The 16661-nt window shown below is 72.2% G+C and carries 14 protein-coding genes; 7 read left to right on the top strand and 7 right to left on the bottom strand.

From position 1 onward, the window contains the following. Positions 1 to 208: 208 nt before the first annotated feature. Positions 209 to 1489, bottom strand: a complete 1281-nt coding sequence (locus tag OG453_RS43605) for a S9 family peptidase (protein ID WP_266873295.1) — start codon at positions 1487 to 1489, stop codon at positions 209 to 211. A 978-nt stretch (positions 1490 to 2467) separates the two neighbouring features. Here OG453_RS43605 and OG453_RS43610 point away from each other — a divergent pair. The 4 genes from OG453_RS43610 (at position 2468) to OG453_RS43625 (ending at position 6751) form a co-directional block, all read left to right on the top strand. Beyond that, a complete protein-coding gene (locus OG453_RS43610; RefSeq protein WP_266873294.1) occupies positions 2468 to 2656 on the top strand; it encodes a hypothetical protein in 189 nt (62 codons plus the stop codon). A 740-nt stretch (positions 2657 to 3396) separates the two neighbouring features. Then, entirely contained in the window at positions 3397 to 3807 is a 411-nt protein-coding gene (locus OG453_RS43615; RefSeq protein WP_266873293.1) for a transposase, read from the top strand. Positions 3808 to 4973: 1166 nt separating this feature from the next. Next, the gene (locus OG453_RS43620) at positions 4974 to 5771 is read left to right on the top strand and encodes an SDR family NAD(P)-dependent oxidoreductase (RefSeq protein ID WP_266873292.1); all 798 of its coding nucleotides are present in this window, start codon (positions 4974 to 4976) and stop codon (positions 5769 to 5771) included. A 38-nt stretch (positions 5772 to 5809) separates the two neighbouring features. Continuing rightward, positions 5810 to 6751, top strand: coding sequence for an aromatase/cyclase (locus OG453_RS43625; protein ID WP_266873291.1), 942 nt, complete (start codon positions 5810 to 5812; stop codon positions 6749 to 6751). 72 nt (positions 6752 to 6823) lie between these two features. Here the strand turns inward: OG453_RS43625 and OG453_RS43630 are convergent, their stop codons facing one another. Then, positions 6824 to 7774: an MBL fold metallo-hydrolase gene (locus OG453_RS43630; protein WP_266873290.1), complete on the bottom strand. Its 951-nt coding sequence runs from the start codon at positions 7772 to 7774 to the stop codon at positions 6824 to 6826. A 304-nt stretch (positions 7775 to 8078) separates the two neighbouring features. Between OG453_RS43630 and OG453_RS43635 the strand changes: the two genes are divergently transcribed. Both OG453_RS43635 and OG453_RS43640 read left to right on the top strand, forming a co-directional pair. Then, positions 8079 to 9650 (top strand): DHA2 family efflux MFS transporter permease subunit, encoded by a 1572-nt coding sequence (locus tag OG453_RS43635; protein WP_266873289.1) that lies wholly within the window; start codon positions 8079 to 8081, stop codon positions 9648 to 9650. Positions 9651 to 9719: 69 nt separating this feature from the next. Next, positions 9720 to 10364 (top strand): hemerythrin domain-containing protein, encoded by a 645-nt coding sequence (locus OG453_RS43640; RefSeq protein WP_266874353.1) that lies wholly within the window; start codon positions 9720 to 9722, stop codon positions 10362 to 10364. Positions 10365 to 10493: 129 nt separating this feature from the next. On the opposite strand, the gene OG453_RS43645 is transcribed toward OG453_RS43640, so the two are convergent. Next, complete coding sequence (locus tag OG453_RS43645; protein ID WP_266874375.1) at positions 10494 to 11420, bottom strand: zinc-binding dehydrogenase; 927 nt, start codon at positions 11418 to 11420, stop codon at positions 10494 to 10496. A gap of 135 nt (positions 11421 to 11555) precedes the next feature. Next, positions 11556 to 12284, bottom strand: a complete 729-nt coding sequence (locus tag OG453_RS43650; RefSeq protein ID WP_266874376.1) for an SDR family NAD(P)-dependent oxidoreductase — start codon at positions 12282 to 12284, stop codon at positions 11556 to 11558. Positions 12285 to 12576: 292 nt separating this feature from the next. On the opposite strand from OG453_RS43650, the gene OG453_RS43655 reads away from it, so the two are divergent. Beyond that, positions 12577 to 13680, top strand: a complete 1104-nt coding sequence (locus OG453_RS43655; RefSeq protein ID WP_266874377.1) for a phosphotransferase family protein — start codon at positions 12577 to 12579, stop codon at positions 13678 to 13680. Between the two features lie 101 nt (positions 13681 to 13781). Here the strand turns inward: OG453_RS43655 and OG453_RS43660 are convergent, their stop codons facing one another. From OG453_RS43660 to OG453_RS43670, 3 genes are all read right to left on the bottom strand, one after another. Beyond that, positions 13782 to 14060, bottom strand: a complete 279-nt coding sequence (locus OG453_RS43660) for an acyl carrier protein (RefSeq protein ID WP_266874378.1) — start codon at positions 14058 to 14060, stop codon at positions 13782 to 13784. A 71-nt stretch (positions 14061 to 14131) separates the two neighbouring features. After that, the gene (locus OG453_RS43665; RefSeq protein WP_266874379.1) at positions 14132 to 15367 is read right to left on the bottom strand and encodes a ketosynthase chain-length factor; all 1236 of its coding nucleotides are present in this window, start codon (positions 15365 to 15367) and stop codon (positions 14132 to 14134) included. Further along, positions 15364 to 16632 carry a beta-ketoacyl synthase gene (locus tag OG453_RS43670; protein WP_266874380.1) on the bottom strand — a complete coding sequence of 423 codons (1269 nt, stop codon included), beginning with the start codon at positions 16630 to 16632 and terminating at the stop codon, positions 15364 to 15366. Before OG453_RS43670 ends, OG453_RS43665 begins: the two co-directional genes overlap by 4 nt. Between the last annotated feature and the right edge of the window lie 29 nt (positions 16633 to 16661).

Below are 16661 nucleotides of genomic sequence, written 5' to 3' on the forward strand. Positions count from 1 at the left end.
GCGGGTACGTGACAATGCCGGGGCCGGGGCGCTTGTGCACGGGGAGGGTGCGCCGATGGGGGTATGTTCCGCGTGGCGTCTTGCAGGTCGCGGTGGTGCTTACCGGGGCCGGGAGGTGATGGCTGTCTCGAACTCCTGACCGTAGCTCACGGCAGGTCGGGGCGAGCGTCCAGAGGGGCTGGGCTCTGGTGGTCGGGGTGGGGGCGGGTCATGGGTTGCTGCGCGTGGGGAGTGTGCTGAACCAGCGCACGACCTTTGCTGTTGCCTTCACGTTTGAGCCGAGGTGTTGTGACTTCTGGTGGTCGGCGGTGCCGAGGTCGATGACCGGCACTCCGATTTCTCTTTCCTGGAAGGCTGCGGCGCAGTTGGCGGTGTTCTGGACGGTCGCCTGTTCGTCGCCTTGTGCCCTGTAGAGCCGAATGGGTGCCGTGGGCTTCCAGTGTTTGCATACGCTGTCGGTGGTCCGCAGCCCGGCCGTGAGGCCGCTCTTGGGCCGGGTCAGCAGATCGCGCCCGTATGGCGTCAGTAGTTCGTCCGGCGTGCGGGGCAGCGCGTTGATCATCTGCGGGCCGGTGTGCATGCCGTCGAACAGTTCCTCCACGGCAGGGTCGCGGAACACCTTGCCCGGGTTGTCGTACACATCGTGGACGCGGTCGAAGGCGACCAGGGTGTATGCGGCGTACACCACGCGCCATCTCGGCTCCAGCTCGCTGTCGCCCGCGAGCAGCGCCGGGATCTGGGCACCCCCGAAGTCGTAGGCCCCGCTGATGGGGGCGAGGGCGCCGGGCCTGAAGTGCCGGTCCTCGCCCGCCTGGAGGGCCCTGGCGAGCCCGAGCGCAGCCGATGCGCCTTGGGAGAAGCCGGTGGCCAGGACGTCACGGTTAAGGGCGCGTCCGGTGGTCGGGGCGAACTGGCGGGCGGCGCGGAGCAGGTCGAGGGAGGCTGTGGCTTGGGACGGCACGTCCATCCAGGGGTGCTTGGCCGGGCCTGTGCCCATGGCGAGGTAGTCGGGTGCGACGGTGGCGAAGCCTGCGGAGGCGTAGGTGATGGAGGGGCCGGTCAGGAACACCTTCCGCTGCATCGAGGGCGCGTCGATGCGGTGGACGCCGGTGCCGTGGGCGAACGAGACGGTCCGCAGATGTCCTTGGACCCCGCGCGGGACGGTGAACAGCCCGCTGGCGGTGGTGGGTTGGCCCTTCGTGTCGATGGTGCGGTAGAGGAGTCGGTAGGCGTCCACGCCGTGGCGGGCGGCGCCGGGGTCGTACCCGCAGGCGGTGAGCTCGGCTGCGGAGTCCTTGGCCGAGGTGAGGGTGTAGAGCGACTCGGCGGAGAGCAGGGTGCCGCGCTGGGTGGCGGCGTTGGGGGAGGGCGCGGCGGACGTCCCTGATGCAGCGCCGGTGCTGACGACGCCCGCGCCGGCGAGGATCGTGGCGGCGACGGCGGCTGTGGTGACTCGGCGGTGGCGGTGCGGGGTTCGAGTGACAGGCACGGTGCGTTCTCCCTCGACTCTGGCTGATCCGAAGCGGGTTCAGCCTCCATCGGGGGCGGCGCTGGACGCACTGGTGCACACCCCCGGGCGTGGGGGAGGGGTAGACCCCGGGTGCCGTCTTGTGATGGTGGGCATGGGGGCCGCCCTCTGCTCTTCGATGTTGGGTGGGGCTCTTGTGCCGGGAAGGGCGGAGCCGGCAGGACGGTGATGGGCCCAGCTCCTTTGGAGGGTCGTCTTGACCTGCCGTGAGCTGTGGTCGGGAGTTCGAGGCGGTGATCACCTTCCGGCTCCGGTGGGCGCCTCGGTGACCTGGAGGGTGCCACGGGGAGCGTGCGCCCATGGGCGCACGCTCCCCGTGTAGAAGCGCCCCGGTCCCGGCTCTTGGTGGGGCGGGTGACTGTGTGGTTTCTGTGTTCCCCGTCCGTGTGGCGCCGGTCCCGTGGTCGATGCAGCCGTGGGGGCCGGACGGGCTGTTCCCGGCGTGGCCGCTTGGCTTTCCGGGCGTCGGCGTGTGAATGCGGTTGTGTGGCGCGGTTTCGGGGTGAGGCCGGTCTTCTCACTTGTCGACGAGATCTGCATGTGTCTCGTCGTGCACGCCGGTGTGCTCGGGCGGCGTTCAGTGGTTTTGGGTGGGGTCGGCGGCTGCGGACGTGTCCTCGGTGGCTGTCTGGGCGGTGAGCGGCTGGCGTCGTGGGCCTGCGCGGCAAGGTCGGTACCGGCGCGGATGCAAGAGGTTGAAGAGTGGTGCTGTGGGTCGCCTGGGTCGTTGGTGGTTTGTCCGCGCGGGGAGTGCCTGGCTCAAGGCGGCTGCCGGGGGGCTCGGCCGCCCTGGCTCGCGGGTGGTCTGCGGGTCTGATGTCAAGGAACTGTGGGTCGACACTGCGTCCCGCCACCCGAATGGATCTTTATTCGTTGCGGCGAACGGTGTGCCCGGTAATCGTGCTTATGAGATCAACCGCACTCTCAGTTGGAGGCAAAATGCGTATCCGTCTTTCTGTCACCGCTCTCGGCCTGGCCGCGCTCGCGCTGCTGGGCTCGGCGGCCACCGCCACGGCGGCGCCCAGCACTCCCGCGGTCGGCCAGAGCAGGCTGGCGCCGATCGGTGATGACAACAATCAGGGGGCTGTGGACTTTTCGGTCGGTGACATGAACGACAACCACGCCTGAGTGTTTGTTTCCGTCGCCTCGCCCGGGTCGAGAGGTCCGGGCGGGGCGACGGGTTTGTGGTGTGAGGGGTGGCATGCCGTCGTGAGGGCTTCGAAGCGGGGGCATGCTGGGCCTGGGCGGGCGTGACGTGTGGGGGCTGTCCCTGTTCGGGGTGGTGGGTGTGTGCTGGTGGGTGTGACTGCTGGATTGCCGTCCTTGCGCCTGCCGGGTGCGGCCGCCGGCGGTTGAGGGGGTACCGCCTGTCGGGGATGTGGTGGTGCTGGTCTCGGGGTCTCAGGGCCGGGGGCTGTGGCGGCAGGCGGTGGTGGCCGGGCTGCCGGGGTTGGATGAGGCCGGGAGGCCGGGAGGCCGGCGTTGGTGCATGTGGCGATTGCGGCTGGGGTGGCGGGGGTGTCGCGGCGGACGGTGTGGTGCCGGCCGGCGGTGGCCGGCCGGTGGGGGTGCGCCGAATCTGTTGCGCGGCGCGGCGGGTTCGTGTTGACGGATGAGTGCACGGATGAGTGGTGGGCCCGTCTCGAACAGCTGGGGGATGTCGCGCGGTGGCACCGCCGGCTGGTCCGGGGTCAAAGCGCTGTTGTGCTGGGGCGGTTGGTGTCGTTGGTGTCGTTGGCGGCGATGCATCGGGCGCTGCGTGAACACCTGCGGGCGGGCCGGGGGGGGCGACCCCGCTTCGCCAATGCCCTGGCCGTCCAGTCCTTGCGCCCTGACCGGCGCCCGGGGCCCGGCGCCGTGGCGGAGGCATGGGCGCACGCTGTCGCCATCTTGGCGGCCTGTCCGGCGCCCGCTGGGTGCCGGCCGGGCCGCTCCTGACGGGCTGGCGGGGGGGCAGGGTCGGCCGTGGCCTCGGCATCGGCCATCCGCCCCGCCGCGGTCTGCGCGGCCTCCTGGATGCGGTGCTCTGGGTGGTTCGCACCGGGATTGCTTGGCGCTGCTTTCCGCACACTGGCCCGCACTGGAACGGGGTGTGGCACTGCTTCGGCCGCGGGGAGAAGGGCGGCATCTTGGAGCGGCTCGACGCCCTGATGCGGCGCCGGGTGCGCGAGGGCGGGAGCCGCCTGGCGGAGCCGGCCGCGGTGGTGATCGACGCGCAGAGCATCATGGCTTGCGCCGGCGTCCCCGCCGTCGAACGGGGCGCCGACGCCAGGCGGTGATCGTGTTGAAGGGCAGTACGCCGGCGGTGAACGGGCCGGCCCCGGTGAGGAGTCGACCGGCCGGGGTGCCTTGGGCAGGGACGGTCAGGGCCGCCGCGGCGGTGGCGGCCAGGACGCCGGGCGGCAGGATGACCGCCGCGCGCGGGCTGGGCGGCGGGGACTGCGGGTTGGGCTGAGGCGCCGTCAACTCCCTGTAGGGGCGGGGGGTGCGCCCGTGACGCCGGACGTGTCTGATGCTGGAGGCATGGGCGGGCAGCAACCCCCTCACCCCCGATGACGTGAATCACTCTCCATGACGTGAATCGCTCTGCGTTGCCGGAAGTGTTGCGGGCAAGGCCGGGGGGGGGAGGGCCGCACGCCGTGTCTGGGGCGTGGGCGACGCGGTCCGCGCGGGGCCGCCGGGGCCTGCCGCGGATGCTGGGCGTGCTGCGGATGCCGGGGAGCGGGGTGTGCCGGAGGCGGTCGGCGGTGGCGAGAACGCTGCCTGCCCGCCTTCGTGCCCCGGCTCGGCTGTGGCCGGGCCCCGTGCCCGGGTGTGCTGTTGCCGGGGTGGTGTGGCTTGGGGGTGTGGTGAGGAGGATGGTGTGGGTGTCCGGGCCGATGGCTTCGTTGTGCCCGGCGCTTCGGTGTTGTTCTCTGCGGAGGCGTTCGAGTGCCTGGTGGTGGATTGCGGCGGGCAGTGGCCGGTGCGCGCGCGGGGGGCGGTGTCGGCCGGCGCGCTGTGCCTCGATGCCGCTCTGGGCCGGGGCGGTGTCCTGGGCCGGGTCCGGTTCGAGCCGCCCGTCATCGGGAGGGGACCGGTGTCCGGGGGGCGGTGTTCTTGGTGACACCCCCGGGTGGTGAGGTGACACCCCCGGGTGGTGAGGTGCTGCCCGGGGGTGTCTGGGGGGTGTCTGGGGCGGGCGGGCTGTGTTGGGGGCCCGTGGTGAGACCCTCGCTGGCGTTGTGCCTGTACGGGGTGGAGCCCGGTGCGGGGGCGGCGGGTCTCGCCGTGCTCTGCCGCGGGGTGGGCCGGGCGGGACTCGGGGTGCGGCAGGGCTCGTGGCCGCGGGCGGTTGTCTGTGGCGGGCCCGTGTTCGCACTCCTGGGTCTTCAGTCATCCTCCAGGGCCGCCCTCCAGGCTCGGACCTGTTCAGGCAGTGTCGGGCAGGTCGGGAGGGAGCATCATGACGGCGGAGCCGCAGAGCGGGGAGTCTCGGGTCGCGTTGGTCACGGGGGCCACGCGGGGCATCGGCCGTGCGGTGGCCGAGACGCTGGGCAGGGCCGGTGTCAGGGTCTTCATCACGTCGCGCAGTGCCGAGGATGTGGCGGCGGTGGTGAAGGAGCTGACGGAGTGCGGCATCAGCGTCGACGGCGTCGAGGCCGACGTGCGCTCGGGCCAGGACGTCGCCCGTTGCGTGGCGGCGGCCGTCGATCGCTTCGGGCCCATCGACATCCTGGTCAACAACGCGGGACGCAGTGGCGGCGGGGTGACCGCGCAGATCACGGACGAGTTGTGGAACGACGTCGTCGAGACCAATCTGACCAGTGTCTTCCGCGTCACCCGTGAGGTGCTCAACGCGGGCGGGATGGGGTCCAGGTCTGTTGGGCGGATCATCAACATCGCCTCCACGGGCGGCAAGCAGGGAGTGGTGCTCGGAGCGCCGTACAGCGCCTCCAAGCATGCGGTGGTCGGCTTCACCAAGTCGCTCGGGCTGGAACTGGCCAAGACCGGGATCACCGTCAACGCGGTGTGCCCCGGCTATGTGGAGACCCCCATGGCCCGGTCGGTCCGGCAGGGATATGCGGGCCACTGGGAGATCGCCGAGGAAGAGGTGCTCAAGCGGTTCGAGGCCAAGATCCCGCTGGGCCGCTACACCGCCCCGGAGGAAGTGGCCGCGCTGGTGGGCTACCTGGCCTCTCCCGCCGCCGCTCCGATCACCGCCCAGGCCATGAACGTCTGCGGCGGCCTGGGCAACTACTGATGCCCGCCCAGTCCGACCGAAGGAGAGCCGGATCCACCATGGCAGTGACGCATCACGCTCGGCACACGATCACCATCGACGCCCCGGCGCAGGCGGTGTATGCAATCATCGCGGACGCCGCCGACTGGCCGCGCGTCTTTCCCCCCTCGGTGCACGTGGAGCAGACGCCGCTCGGTGAGGGTGAGGAGATCCTGCAGGTCTGGGCCACGGCCAACGACGAGGTCAAGTCCTGGCAGTCGCGGCGCCGGCTCGACCCGCAGGCGCTCACGATCGGTTTCCGGCAGGAGAGGAGCACGGCTCCGGCGACGTCGATGGGGGGCCAGTGGCAGATCCGCCCGCTGTCCAAGGCCCGGTGCGAGGTCGTGCTCCTGCACGACTTCACGGCCCTGGACGACGCCCCCGAGAACGTCGAGTGGATCAACCGTGCGCTGGACCACAACAGCGAGGCCGAGCTGGGCCGGATGAAGTCCACCGCGGAGTCGGCCGGGCAGCTGGGGGAACTGCTGTGCACCTTCGAGGACCGGGTGCGCATCGAGGCGCCGAGCGCCGAGGTGCACGCGTTTTTGTGGCGGGGCGAGCAGTGGCAGGAGCGGCTTCCGCATGTGGCCCGGGTGAAGCTGACGGAGCCGCAGGAGGACATCCAGGTCCTGGAGATGGACACCATCGCCAGGGACGGCTCGCGGCACACCACCGAGTCGGTGCGGGTGAGTCTTGGCTCCTCCCGGATCGTCTACAAGCAGCTGCGTGTGCCGCCGTTGCTCACCGCGCATGTGGGGGCCTGGCTCCTTGAGGAGTCGGAGGGGGTGACGACGGCCGTGGCGCGCCACACCGTCGTCATCAACCCGTCCTCGGTGACCCTGCTGGGTCCGGAGACCACCGTGGCCGGCGCGCGGGCCTTCATCCGGGACGCGCTGGGCACCAACAGTCTGGCGACGCTGCGCCACGCCAAGGAGTTCACCGAGCGCAGTCCCGCCCGCTGACCGCGCAGTGCGGCCCCCCGTCCACGCCGGTGGCGTGGACGGGGGCCGCTCGGGTGTGTCTGCGCCCCTGCCTCAGGCGTGGCATGCCACCGGACGGCCGCCGTTGTACTGCGCCATCTCCCCGAAGACCGGCGCCGAGCGGATCTCGGTGTCCCGCGCCGGCGAGGACTCCTCGGCGTAGGCGCGGTGCAGGTTGGCCACCAGGCGCTCGGGGTCGCGGAGCCCGGCGTAGGGGCCCAGGTCCGCCTCGCGCGCGGTCTGCAGGGGGGAGAGTCCGGCGGCCAGGCCGGCCCGGGCTCTGTCGCGTACCCACAGCAGGTAGTCCCGGGTGGCGTCGAGGACCTCGGGGCCCGCGACCGGACCGTGGCCGCCGACGATGACGGCCGGGTCAAGGGCGCGCAGCCGCTCGATGGCCTTAAGGGTGCCGCTCAGCGAGCCCATCAGGACGAAGGGCGTGCAGCCGGGCAGCAGGACGTCCCCGGCGAACAGGATGCGCTGCCGGGGGAGCCAGGCCACGATGTCGCTGGTGGTGTGCGCGGGGCCGACGTGCATCAACTCGGCGGTCAGGTCGCCGACATGGAGCGTGGTGCGTTCGCGGAAGGTGAGGGTCGGCAGGGCGAGGCTGATGTCGCCCCACTGCGTGTCCGGCCAGACCTCGCGCATCGCCAGGCCGCGCCGGGCCATCTCGGTCCGGGTGACCTCGTGGGACACCACGGTGGCGTGCGGGGCGAGCACCGAGTTCCCGAAGTGGTGGTCCCCGTGGTGGTGGGTGGTGACGATCGTGCGCACCTCCAGGGGGGTGCGGGCGGCGATGGCCGCGCGCAGGGCGCGGGCCCGCCGCTCGGTGGCGGCGGTGTCCACCACGGCCACCGCGTCGTCGCCGATCAGCACGCCGGCGTTGTTCAGGCACCAGCCCCCGTCCGGCTGGATGTAGGCGTGGACGCCCGGTGCGAGCTCCTGAAGACGGGGCGGGGCCGGCGCGGGCGGGGCGCCGGGGCGGGGCGTGGCCGATGGCTGGGTCATCGGGGAATTCCTTCCCGGGGCAGGGGTGGGGCAGTGCGCGTGCGGTCCTCACGATCTGCCGTCCCGCTGGAGCGGTGGAGGTGGCGCGATGGCCGCGGAGAGGAGGACCGGCGCAGGAGCCGGCTCCGCTGTGTGGCACACCTTGCACCGGAGATCTCTGCGGGACATACTGTTCCACAGTTGTGGGGCAAGTTGTTCCGTATCTCGTCGGTGGGCCGGTGCCCATGGGCCGGGATCCGCGGATCCATGTGACGGCCGGCCCCGCATCCCCCCATTTCCACAGCTCATCGGCAGGAGAGATCTGGTGTCCGAACGATCCCTGGGGCAGGCTCACGCGACCCCGCCCGCTTCCCCACAGGCCGGCGCGGCGGCAGGCGCCGGTTCCCGCAAGGGTCTTGCGCTGGCCGCCATCGCGGTCGCCCAGCTGATGGTCGTCCTCGACGTCTCGATCGTGAACGTGGCACTGCCGTCCATCCAGAGCGCCCTCGACTTCTCCGCGACCAACCTGGAGTGGGTGGTCAACGCCTACGCGCTCGCCTTCGGCGGACTGCTGCTGCTCGGCGGACGGATCGCTGACATGTACGGCCAGCGCCGTACGTTCCTCTTCGGCGTCGCCCTGCTGACGGTGGCCTCGCTGCTGGGCGGCGTGGCGACCAACCAGGGCTGGCTGATCGCCGCCAGGGCCGTGCAGGGCATCGCCGGAGCGCTGGTCGCCCCCGCCGCGCTCGCGCTGATCGCCAGCACGTTCTCCGAGGGCGGCGAGCGCAACAAGGCCATGGGCATCTACGCGGCCATGGGCGGCGCGGGCGGCGCGCTGGGCAACGTACTGGGCGGCGTCTTCACCGACGCGCTCAGCTGGCGCTGGGTGCTGTTCGTCAACGTGCCCATCGGCATCCTGCTGTTCCTGGCCGCCGTCAAGGCGTTCCCCGCCGAGCGCGTCACCACCGAAGGGCGGCGCCTGGACCTGCCGGGCGCCGTCACCTCCACCGTCGGCATGTCGCTCGTGGTGTACGGGCTGATCCACGCGGCCACCGAGGACTGGGGCAGCGCCGGTACGCTCACCCCGCTCGTCGTCGGCGCCGCCCTGCTCGTCCTCTTCATCTTCATCGAGGTCCGCAGCAACTCCCCGCTCATGCCGCTGAGCATCTTCCGCAACCGCAACCGCTCCGGGGCGTACGCGATCATGCTGGCGCTCGGCGCCGGCATGATCGTCCTCTTCTACTTCCTCACCCTCTTCATGCAGATCGTGCTCGGCTTCAGCCCGCTCAAGACCGGCTTCTCCTTCCTGCCGTTCGCCGTGGGTGCGGCCGTCTTCGCGACGATCAGCAGCCAGGTGGTGGGGCGCGTCGGCCCGCGCATCCTGCTCGGCGCCGGGACACTCCTGGCGGCCGTCGCCTTCTTCTGGTTCTCCCGGCTCAGCGAGGACGGCAGCTACAGCGCCGACCTGCTCGGCCCGCTGGTCCTCTCCGGCTGCAGCGTGGGCCTGTGCTTCGTGCCGCTGACCCTCGCGGCGGTGGCAGGGGTGCGCAAGGCCCAGGCCGGTGTCTCCTCCGCCCTGCTCAACGCCGGACAGCAGGTCGGCGCCGCGCTGGGGCTCGCCGCACTGGGAACGATCGCGGTCACCGCCACCAAGGACCGGCTCACGGAGCTGATGGGCCCGGCCGCCGCCAAGGCGGCCGAGGGCTACGGGCCCGCGGACGCGGCGCACATGCCGCCGCAGGTCCGCAAGGCGGTCTTCGACTCGCTCGCGCACGGATACGGCACGGCGTTCCTGGTGACGGGCTTCGTCCTGCTCGGTGCGTTCGTCCTGGCCGTCCTGGTGATCCGGGTCTCCTCCAAGGACGCGGAGAACGCCGAGATGGGCGTCGTGATCTGAGCCGCCCCGATGCCCGCCGGGCCCGCAGACCCGGGCCCGCACGCCGTACCCGACCCTGAGGAGTCCGCAGTGAACGCCCCAGCGCAGACCGGCGGCGCACCCGCCGTCGACCTGACGATGATGTACGCGATCCACCACGCCTTCCGGCGGGATCTGCGGCTGCTTGCGGCGGCCCAGTACGACGACGTCGCCGCCTTCCGCCGGGGATGGCAGCTCTTCAAGAACTACCTGACGATCCACCACCTCGCCGAGGACCACTCGCTGTGGCCCGTCCTGCGCACCAAACTGGACGGCCAGGACGAGCAGTTGAGGATGCTCCAGGCCATGGAGCTGGAACACGCCCAGCTGGACAAGGCCGTGGAGAAGATCGACGCGGCGCTCGGGCAGGAGGGCGGCGAGAAGGCCCTGCCGGAACTCATGGACGACGTCATCGCCTGTCTGACCGACCACCTCGACCACGAGGAGGCCCAGGCCCTGCCGCTCATCGAGAGCGAGCTCACGGCGGCCGAGTGGGGCGCCTTCGTGGCGCGGCAGCGCAGCCAGGTCGGCATCAAGGGCGCCGCGACGTTCTTCCCCTGGCTGCTCGACGGGGTGCCGGACGCCGAACGGCGCACCGTGCTCGACAAGGTCCCGCCGCCGCTGCGCCTGGTGTACCGCGCGGTGTGGCGCCCCAAGTACGAGCGCAACTCACCCTGGAAGGGCAGGGCCGCCTGATAGCGGCGGCCACCAAGACCCCGGTGCCGGACGCGTAATCCCCCGGTGCGTCCGGCACCGGGCCACCTCAGAAGGCGACCGCCCCGGACCGCGCGATGCGGTCCGGGGCGGTCGCCTTCTGACGGGATTTCAGAGCACCAGCACGGCCTTGCCGTTGACCTGCCGGTCGCCGACGCTGCGCAGGACGGGCTCCGCGTCCCTCCAGTCGCCGACGAGGGTGACGTGCGGGTCCAGCGCGCCCTGGGCGACGAGCCGCAGCAGGACGGCGAGGTCGTTCCCGACGGGCCTGCGGGGCATCTCGTCGAACAGGTGGAGATAGCGGATCCGGACGCCGGGGCGGGCGTGCCCCCAGTCGAAGGGCAGGGACAGGTCGGTGCGTGTGGTGTTGCCGTAACAGACGACGACGCCGCGCGGCTCGACGAGCTGGAAGGCGCTGCGGAACACGTCGCCGCCGACGCTGTCCACCAGGACGTGCACCGGCTGCGTCGCCCCGGGTCCCGCGTCGTACGTGGACACGCTGGCGGCGCCCAGTTCGCTCAGGCCCTTGGTCCGCTCCGGAGAACCGGCCCAGGCGGCCACTTCGGCCCCTGCGGCGCGGGCCAGCTGGACGGCGAGCCTGCCGACGCCACCGCTGGCGCCGGTGACCAGGACCCGGCGGCCCAGGAGCGATCCGGCGTGCCGCAGGGAGTACAGCGCGGTGAGGCCGGCCACGGGCAGGGCCGCCGCGTCGGTCCACTCGACGCCGTCCGGCAGCGGGGCGAGCCGGGTGGTCGACAGGGCGACGCGCTCGCTCCAGCCGTCCCGCTCGGCCACGCCGGCCACCCGGGTGCCGGGCGGCGGCCCGCTGCCGTCGGCCGCCGCCCGGACCACGGTGCCGGCCACGTCGAAGCCGAGCCGTGAGCCCGGCGGCAGCATGCCCAGCAGGGACAGGTCGCCGCGGTTCACGGAGACCGCCCTGACCTCCACGACGGCCTGGTCGGGGCGGGGTTCGGGCTCGGGGACCGCTACCGGCCGCACCCCGGTACCGCCGTCCGCGGGAGTGGTGAGTGCTTGCACGTGGCGTTCGCCTCCGGGGCTGTCGTCGCGATGGGATGCCGCAAAGAGAAGGGGCTGCGGGGAAGAAAGAGCTGCGAGGAGAAAAGGGGGAAAGCGGCTACGGGGAAGGGCAGGGTGCCGGGAAAGGCGGCACGTTCACCAGCGCACGCCGCCGTCGACCGGCAGCACGGCGCCGTTCACGTAACTGCTCTCCAGGGAGGCCAGGAACACGGCGGCCCGGGCCACTTCGGCTCCCGTGCCGGCCCGGCCCGTGGCCAGGGTGCCCTGCAGCCGCGGCCAGATCGTCTCGTTGGCCATCAGGTCCCGGCCCTGGCCCTCGTCGATGAAACCGGGGGAGAGGCAGTTCACCGTGATGCCCTGCGGCGCCAGCTCCAGTGCGCAGACCTCCGTCAAGCGCTCGACGGCCGCCTTGGAGGCGCAGTACGCGGCGGCGCCGGGCATGGCGCGCCGTCCCAGCAGCGAGGACATGGTGATGATGCGGCCCGCCTCGGCGTCCCGGAGGTAGGGCACCGCCTCCCTGACCGTGTGGAAAACGCCCGTCAGGTTGGTGGCGATCACGGCGTCCCAGTGCTCGTCGGCCAGCGCCGAGACCGGGCCCGGCCTGCTCACTCCGGCGTTGGCGACCACGATGTGCGGGCCGCCGTACCGTTCGTGGGTCGTACGCATCAGATCGGCGACCGATGAGGGCACCGTGACATCGGCCTTGACGTGGACGATCCGGCCGCCCCGGTCCGGGGCATCCGGCTGCACGTCCCTGGCCGCGGCGACCACCAGGGCGCCCTCGTCGGCCAGCGCCTGCGCGACGGCCCTGCCCAGACCGCGCGTTCCGCCGGTGACCACGGCGGTCCTGCCCTGCAGCTGCATTGCTCCTCCTGTGTCCCGGTCGCAAGACCAGCCCGCGCAGAACAGCCGCGGAGTCCGGGAGCACGATGCTGCTCCGCGGTGCTGGCGAGGCGAGGGAGACCGGCTGGAGAAGCACGGCGGCAGGGCACGGGCGTCGGCCGCTCCCCAGCGCCGCTGGATTCAGGTGCCAGGGGCCCCGGCCAGACTCGGGCTCCGCCCGGACCGGACGTCGTCGAACGGACGTCGTCGAACGGACACCGTTGAACGGACGCGTGCTCCGGGCGCCCCTGCCGACCGCTGAAGGAGGAAGTCCGTGCCCGTACCCGTGCAGCGCGACCCCGAACAGACCCGCCGGGCGTTGGCCCACTGGCTGACGGCCCGCCGGCAGCCCCGGGCCGGCGAGGTGAAGGTCGGGCCGGTACGGGTGCCCGCCACCGCCGGATTCTCGGGAGAGATCCTGCTGTGCGATGCCCAGTGGACCGAGGACGGGACGACCCGCCGCGAACCCCTGGCCGTCCGGGTGGCCCCCACCGGGCACCGCCTCTACGCCGAGGACCGCTGGACGGAGCAGGTCAGGCTGCTCGAGGCCCTCAACGGCACGGATGTCCCGGTGGCCCCGCTGCTGGGGCACGAGCCCGGCTCCGCCCTGCTCGGGGCGCCGTTCCTGGTGATGCGCCGGATCGAGGGCGAGGTGCCCGCGGACTTCCCCTCGTACCACCGTGAGGGCTGGCTGGCCGAGCTGGCGCCGCACAGCCGCCGTGCCGCCTGGCTCGGCGGCATCGAGATGCTCGCCGCGATCCACCGGCTCGACCCGGTCGCGCTCGGCCTCGGCTTCCTGGACCGGCCGCAGTACGGCACCGGCCACCTCACGCAGCAACTGGCCCAGTACACCGAGCTCCTGCCGTACTACGGCGCGGACGACAACCAGGCCGCGACGACTGCCCTGACCTGGCTGCACGATCACCAGCCCGAGGAGCCCGGCCCGCCCCGCCTGCTGTGGGGCGACGCCCGGCTCGGCAACATCATCTACGACGGGCAGACACCGGCCGCCGTACTGGACTGGGAGATGGCCGCACTGGGCAGGCCCGAGTCGGACCTGGCCTGGTTCCTGCACCTGGACCGGCACCTGAGCGAGGGCATCGGCGCCCTCCGCCTCACCGGGCTCCCCGACCGTGCCGAGACGGTGCGCCACTACGAGCGGATCACCGGGCACGTCGTACAACACCTGGAGTACTACGAGGTCTTCGCCGCGTTCCGGTTCTGCGTGCTCACCGCACGGGTGACCCGGCTCCTGGAGGAGAGCGGCATCATGGCGCCCGGCACCGACTTCCCGCTGCACCGCAACGCCACACGGCTCCTTGCCCGTGTCCTTGAGGAGGCGGGCGCGCGGTCCGCCGACACGGCCGCGCCCCGCTGACAAGCAGCTGACAAGCAGTCGAAAGCCGCGCAGAGGGGCGGGCGGGGCACACCGCACCAGGTGTGCCCCGCCCGCCCCTCTGCGCGACCGGATGGCCGGGACTACGCGGCGGCGGTCAGCGTCCGGTTGACGGCCGTCAGGAACTCCCGCGGGGTGGCGATGCCGTCGAGGTCGTCGTCGCTCAGCTCGACACCGTAGTCACGGGCTATGCGCCCGGCGGTCTCCAGCAGGGCCAGGGAGTCGTAACCGAGTTCCGTGAAGTCGGAGTCGAGGATGTCGCCGCTGAGGTCGACCGACTCGTCCTCGCCCGCGGACTCCCGCATGATGCGGGTGAGGTCCTCCACGGTCAGTTCGGTCACGGTCGTCTTTGCGTCGCTCATGAGATGTCCTTTCGGCGTGGGTGTGGGCCGTGGGCGGGAAGGGATGGAGGGGGCGCGCCGCGCCGTGGGTGTCACACGTCGCGTCGTACGACGGCGGCGGCGTTGAACCCGCCGCGTCCGCGGGCCACGACCAGCGCGCAGCGCAGGTCCGCCTCGCGTGGCTCCCCGGTGACCAGGTCGATGGGATGCCCCCGGCCGGGGCGCGACACGTTCGCGGTGTGCGGGATCGTGCCGTCCCGCAGGGCCAGCAGCGCGGTCGCCAGGTCCAGCGACGCCCCGCCCGCGAAGAGCCGGCCCGTCATGCTCTTGGGCGCGGTCACCGGGACACCGCCGGGCCCGAACACCTCACCGAGCGCGCCCGACTCCGCCCGATCGAGGTCGGGCACACCGGCGGCGTCCGCGAACACCACGTCCACGTCCTCCGCGGCCGTGCCGGCGTCGTTAAGCGCCCGCCGGATCGCGCGCACCAGGCCCGTGGCGGCCTGCCCGGACGGCAGTGGGCCGGGGTCGAACGTCGCCGCGTAGCCCGCCAGTTCGCCGTAGATCCGGGTGCCGCGCCGCTGCGCGCTCGCGGCGTCCTCCAGGACCAGGAACGCACCGCCCTCGCCCGGTACCTGGCCCGGAGCGTCATCGGCGAAGGGCAAAAACGCGCGGTCCGCCTCGCCGGCGGTGCTCAGCGCACCGGAGCTGAACTGCCCGGCGAAGCCCAGCGGACACAGCGCGCCGTCGACGCCGCCGGTGAGCATCGCGGTGCTTCCCTTGCGGATCTGGCGCCGGGCGTTCCCCACCGCGTCGAGGCCGCCGGCCGCGTCGGTCACCACGGTGTTGCTGGAGCCCCGCAGGCCGTGCCGGATGGAGATCTGGCCGGTGTTCACGGCGTAGAACCAGGCAAAGGACTGGTACGCGCTGACGAACCGCCCGCCCTTGCTCCACAGGTTCTGCAGCTCCCGTTGCCCGAACTCGAACCCGCCCATCGACGAGGCCGTGGCCACGCCCATGGCGTAGGGGGGAAGCTGTGCGGGGTCCAGTGCGCTGTCGCGCAGCGCCTCGTCGGCCGCGTACAGGGAGAGCCGGGTGGCGTGGTCGGTCTGCGGGATGAGCCGGCTGGGGATGTGCTCCTCTGCCACGAAGCCCGGTACCTCCCCGGCCAGCCGCAGCGGATACCCGGCGGCGTCGTAGCGGGTCGTCGGGGCGATGCCGCTGCGTCCCGCCAGCGTCGCCGCCCAGTACGCCTCGGTACCCATCCCGTTGGGTGCGGCCACACCGACCCCGGTGACCACGGTGCGCACCGTGCCGTTGCCGCTCACGCCGCCTCCCGCTCGGGACGGGCCAGCACGACGGCGGTCTGGAAGCCGCCGAATCCGCTGCCGACGCTCAGGACGTTGTCGACCTCGGCCTCCCTGGCCCGTAGCGGTACGTAGTCCAGGTCGCAGACCGGGTCCGGTTCGTGCAGGTTGGCGGTGGGCGGGATGAGTCCGTCGCGCATGGCGAGCACGCACGCGACCAGTTCCAGCGCGCCGATCGCGCCGAGCGAGTGCCCGATCATCGACTTCACCGAGCTGACGGGGACGTCGTAGGCGTGCCGGCCCAGTGCCGTCTTGAAGGCGGCGGTCTCGTGCCGGTCGTTCTGCTTGGTGCTCGAGCCGTGAGCGTTGACGTAGTCGATCGACCCGGGCGCCAGGCGGGCCTCCGCCAGGGCGTGCGTGATGGCGTCCGCCATCTCCGCCCCGTCGGAGCGCAGTCCGGTCATGTGGTAGGCGTTGCAGCGCGTACCGACCCCGGCGACCTCGGCGTAGATCCGCGCCCCGCGTCGCTTGGCGTGCTCCAGCTCCTCAAGGACCAGCACGGCGGCCCCCTCGCCCAGGACGAGCCCGTTGCGCGTCGCGTCGAAGGGGCGCGAGGCGTGCTCCGGGTCGTCGTTGCGGGGGGTGGTCGCCTTGATGGCGTCGAAGCAGGCCAGGGTGATCGGCGAGATCGGGGCGTCGGTGCCGCCGCTGATCACGACGTCCGCGCTGCCTTCGCGGATCAGGTCCGTGGCGTGGCCGATCGCGTCCAGGCCCGAGGTGCAGCCGTCCGAGACGAGCGCCACGGGGCCCTGCGCCCCCACCAGGCGGGCCACTTCCACCGCGATGGAACTCGGCACGAAGTGGTCGTAGAGGTGCGGTACGGCGTAGCGGTGGTCGACCAGCCAGGCGGCGCCCTCCTTGCTGAGGACGGCGTACTCCCTTTCCATGCTCGTGGTGCAGCCCACGGCGTTGCCGAGGGACACCCCGACGGTGGCGGGGTCGTCCGCGGGCAGGTCGACGCCGCTGTCGGCGACGGCCTCGCGGGCGGCCGCGACGGCGAACTGGGTGGCCCGGTCCATGCGCCGGACCTCCTGGCGGTCCAGTCCGGCGGCGAAGGGGTCGAAGTCGCATTCGGCGGCGACCCGGGACCGGTAGGGCGCAGGATCGAAGGACGAGATCGTACGGGTGGCCGTGCGGCCGTTGGAGATCAGCTCCCAGTACTCCTTGGCGCCCGGCTTGCCGGGGGCCACTGCACCGATCCCCGTAATGACGATGCGACGCTCCATGACATCCTCACTCACAGTCGGCGGGGTCC

Source organism: Streptomyces sp. NBC_01381 (assembly GCF_026340305.1).
Lineage (GTDB): Bacteria > Actinomycetota > Actinomycetes > Streptomycetales > Streptomycetaceae > Streptomyces.

Coding starts and splice junctions, on each gene's coding strand:
- OG453_RS43615 (WP_266873293.1), top strand. CDS start 3,397: ATGGGCGCACGCTGTCGCCATCTTGGCGGCCTGTCCGGCGCCCGCTGG.
- OG453_RS43670 (WP_266874380.1), bottom strand. CDS start 16,632: ATGGAGCGTCGCATCGTCATTACGGGGATCGGTGCAGTGGCCCCCGGC.
- OG453_RS43610 (WP_266873294.1), top strand. CDS start 2,468: ATGCGTATCCGTCTTTCTGTCACCGCTCTCGGCCTGGCCGCGCTCGCG.
- OG453_RS43630 (WP_266873290.1), bottom strand. CDS start 7,774: ATGACCCAGCCATCGGCCACGCCCCGCCCCGGCGCCCCGCCCGCGCCG.
- OG453_RS43650 (WP_266874376.1), bottom strand. CDS start 12,284: ATGCAGCTGCAGGGCAGGACCGCCGTGGTCACCGGCGGAACGCGCGGT.
- OG453_RS43620 (WP_266873292.1), top strand. CDS start 4,974: ATGACGGCGGAGCCGCAGAGCGGGGAGTCTCGGGTCGCGTTGGTCACG.
- OG453_RS43625 (WP_266873291.1), top strand. CDS start 5,810: ATGGCAGTGACGCATCACGCTCGGCACACGATCACCATCGACGCCCCG.
- OG453_RS43660 (WP_266874378.1), bottom strand. CDS start 14,060: ATGAGCGACGCAAAGACGACCGTGACCGAACTGACCGTGGAGGACCTC.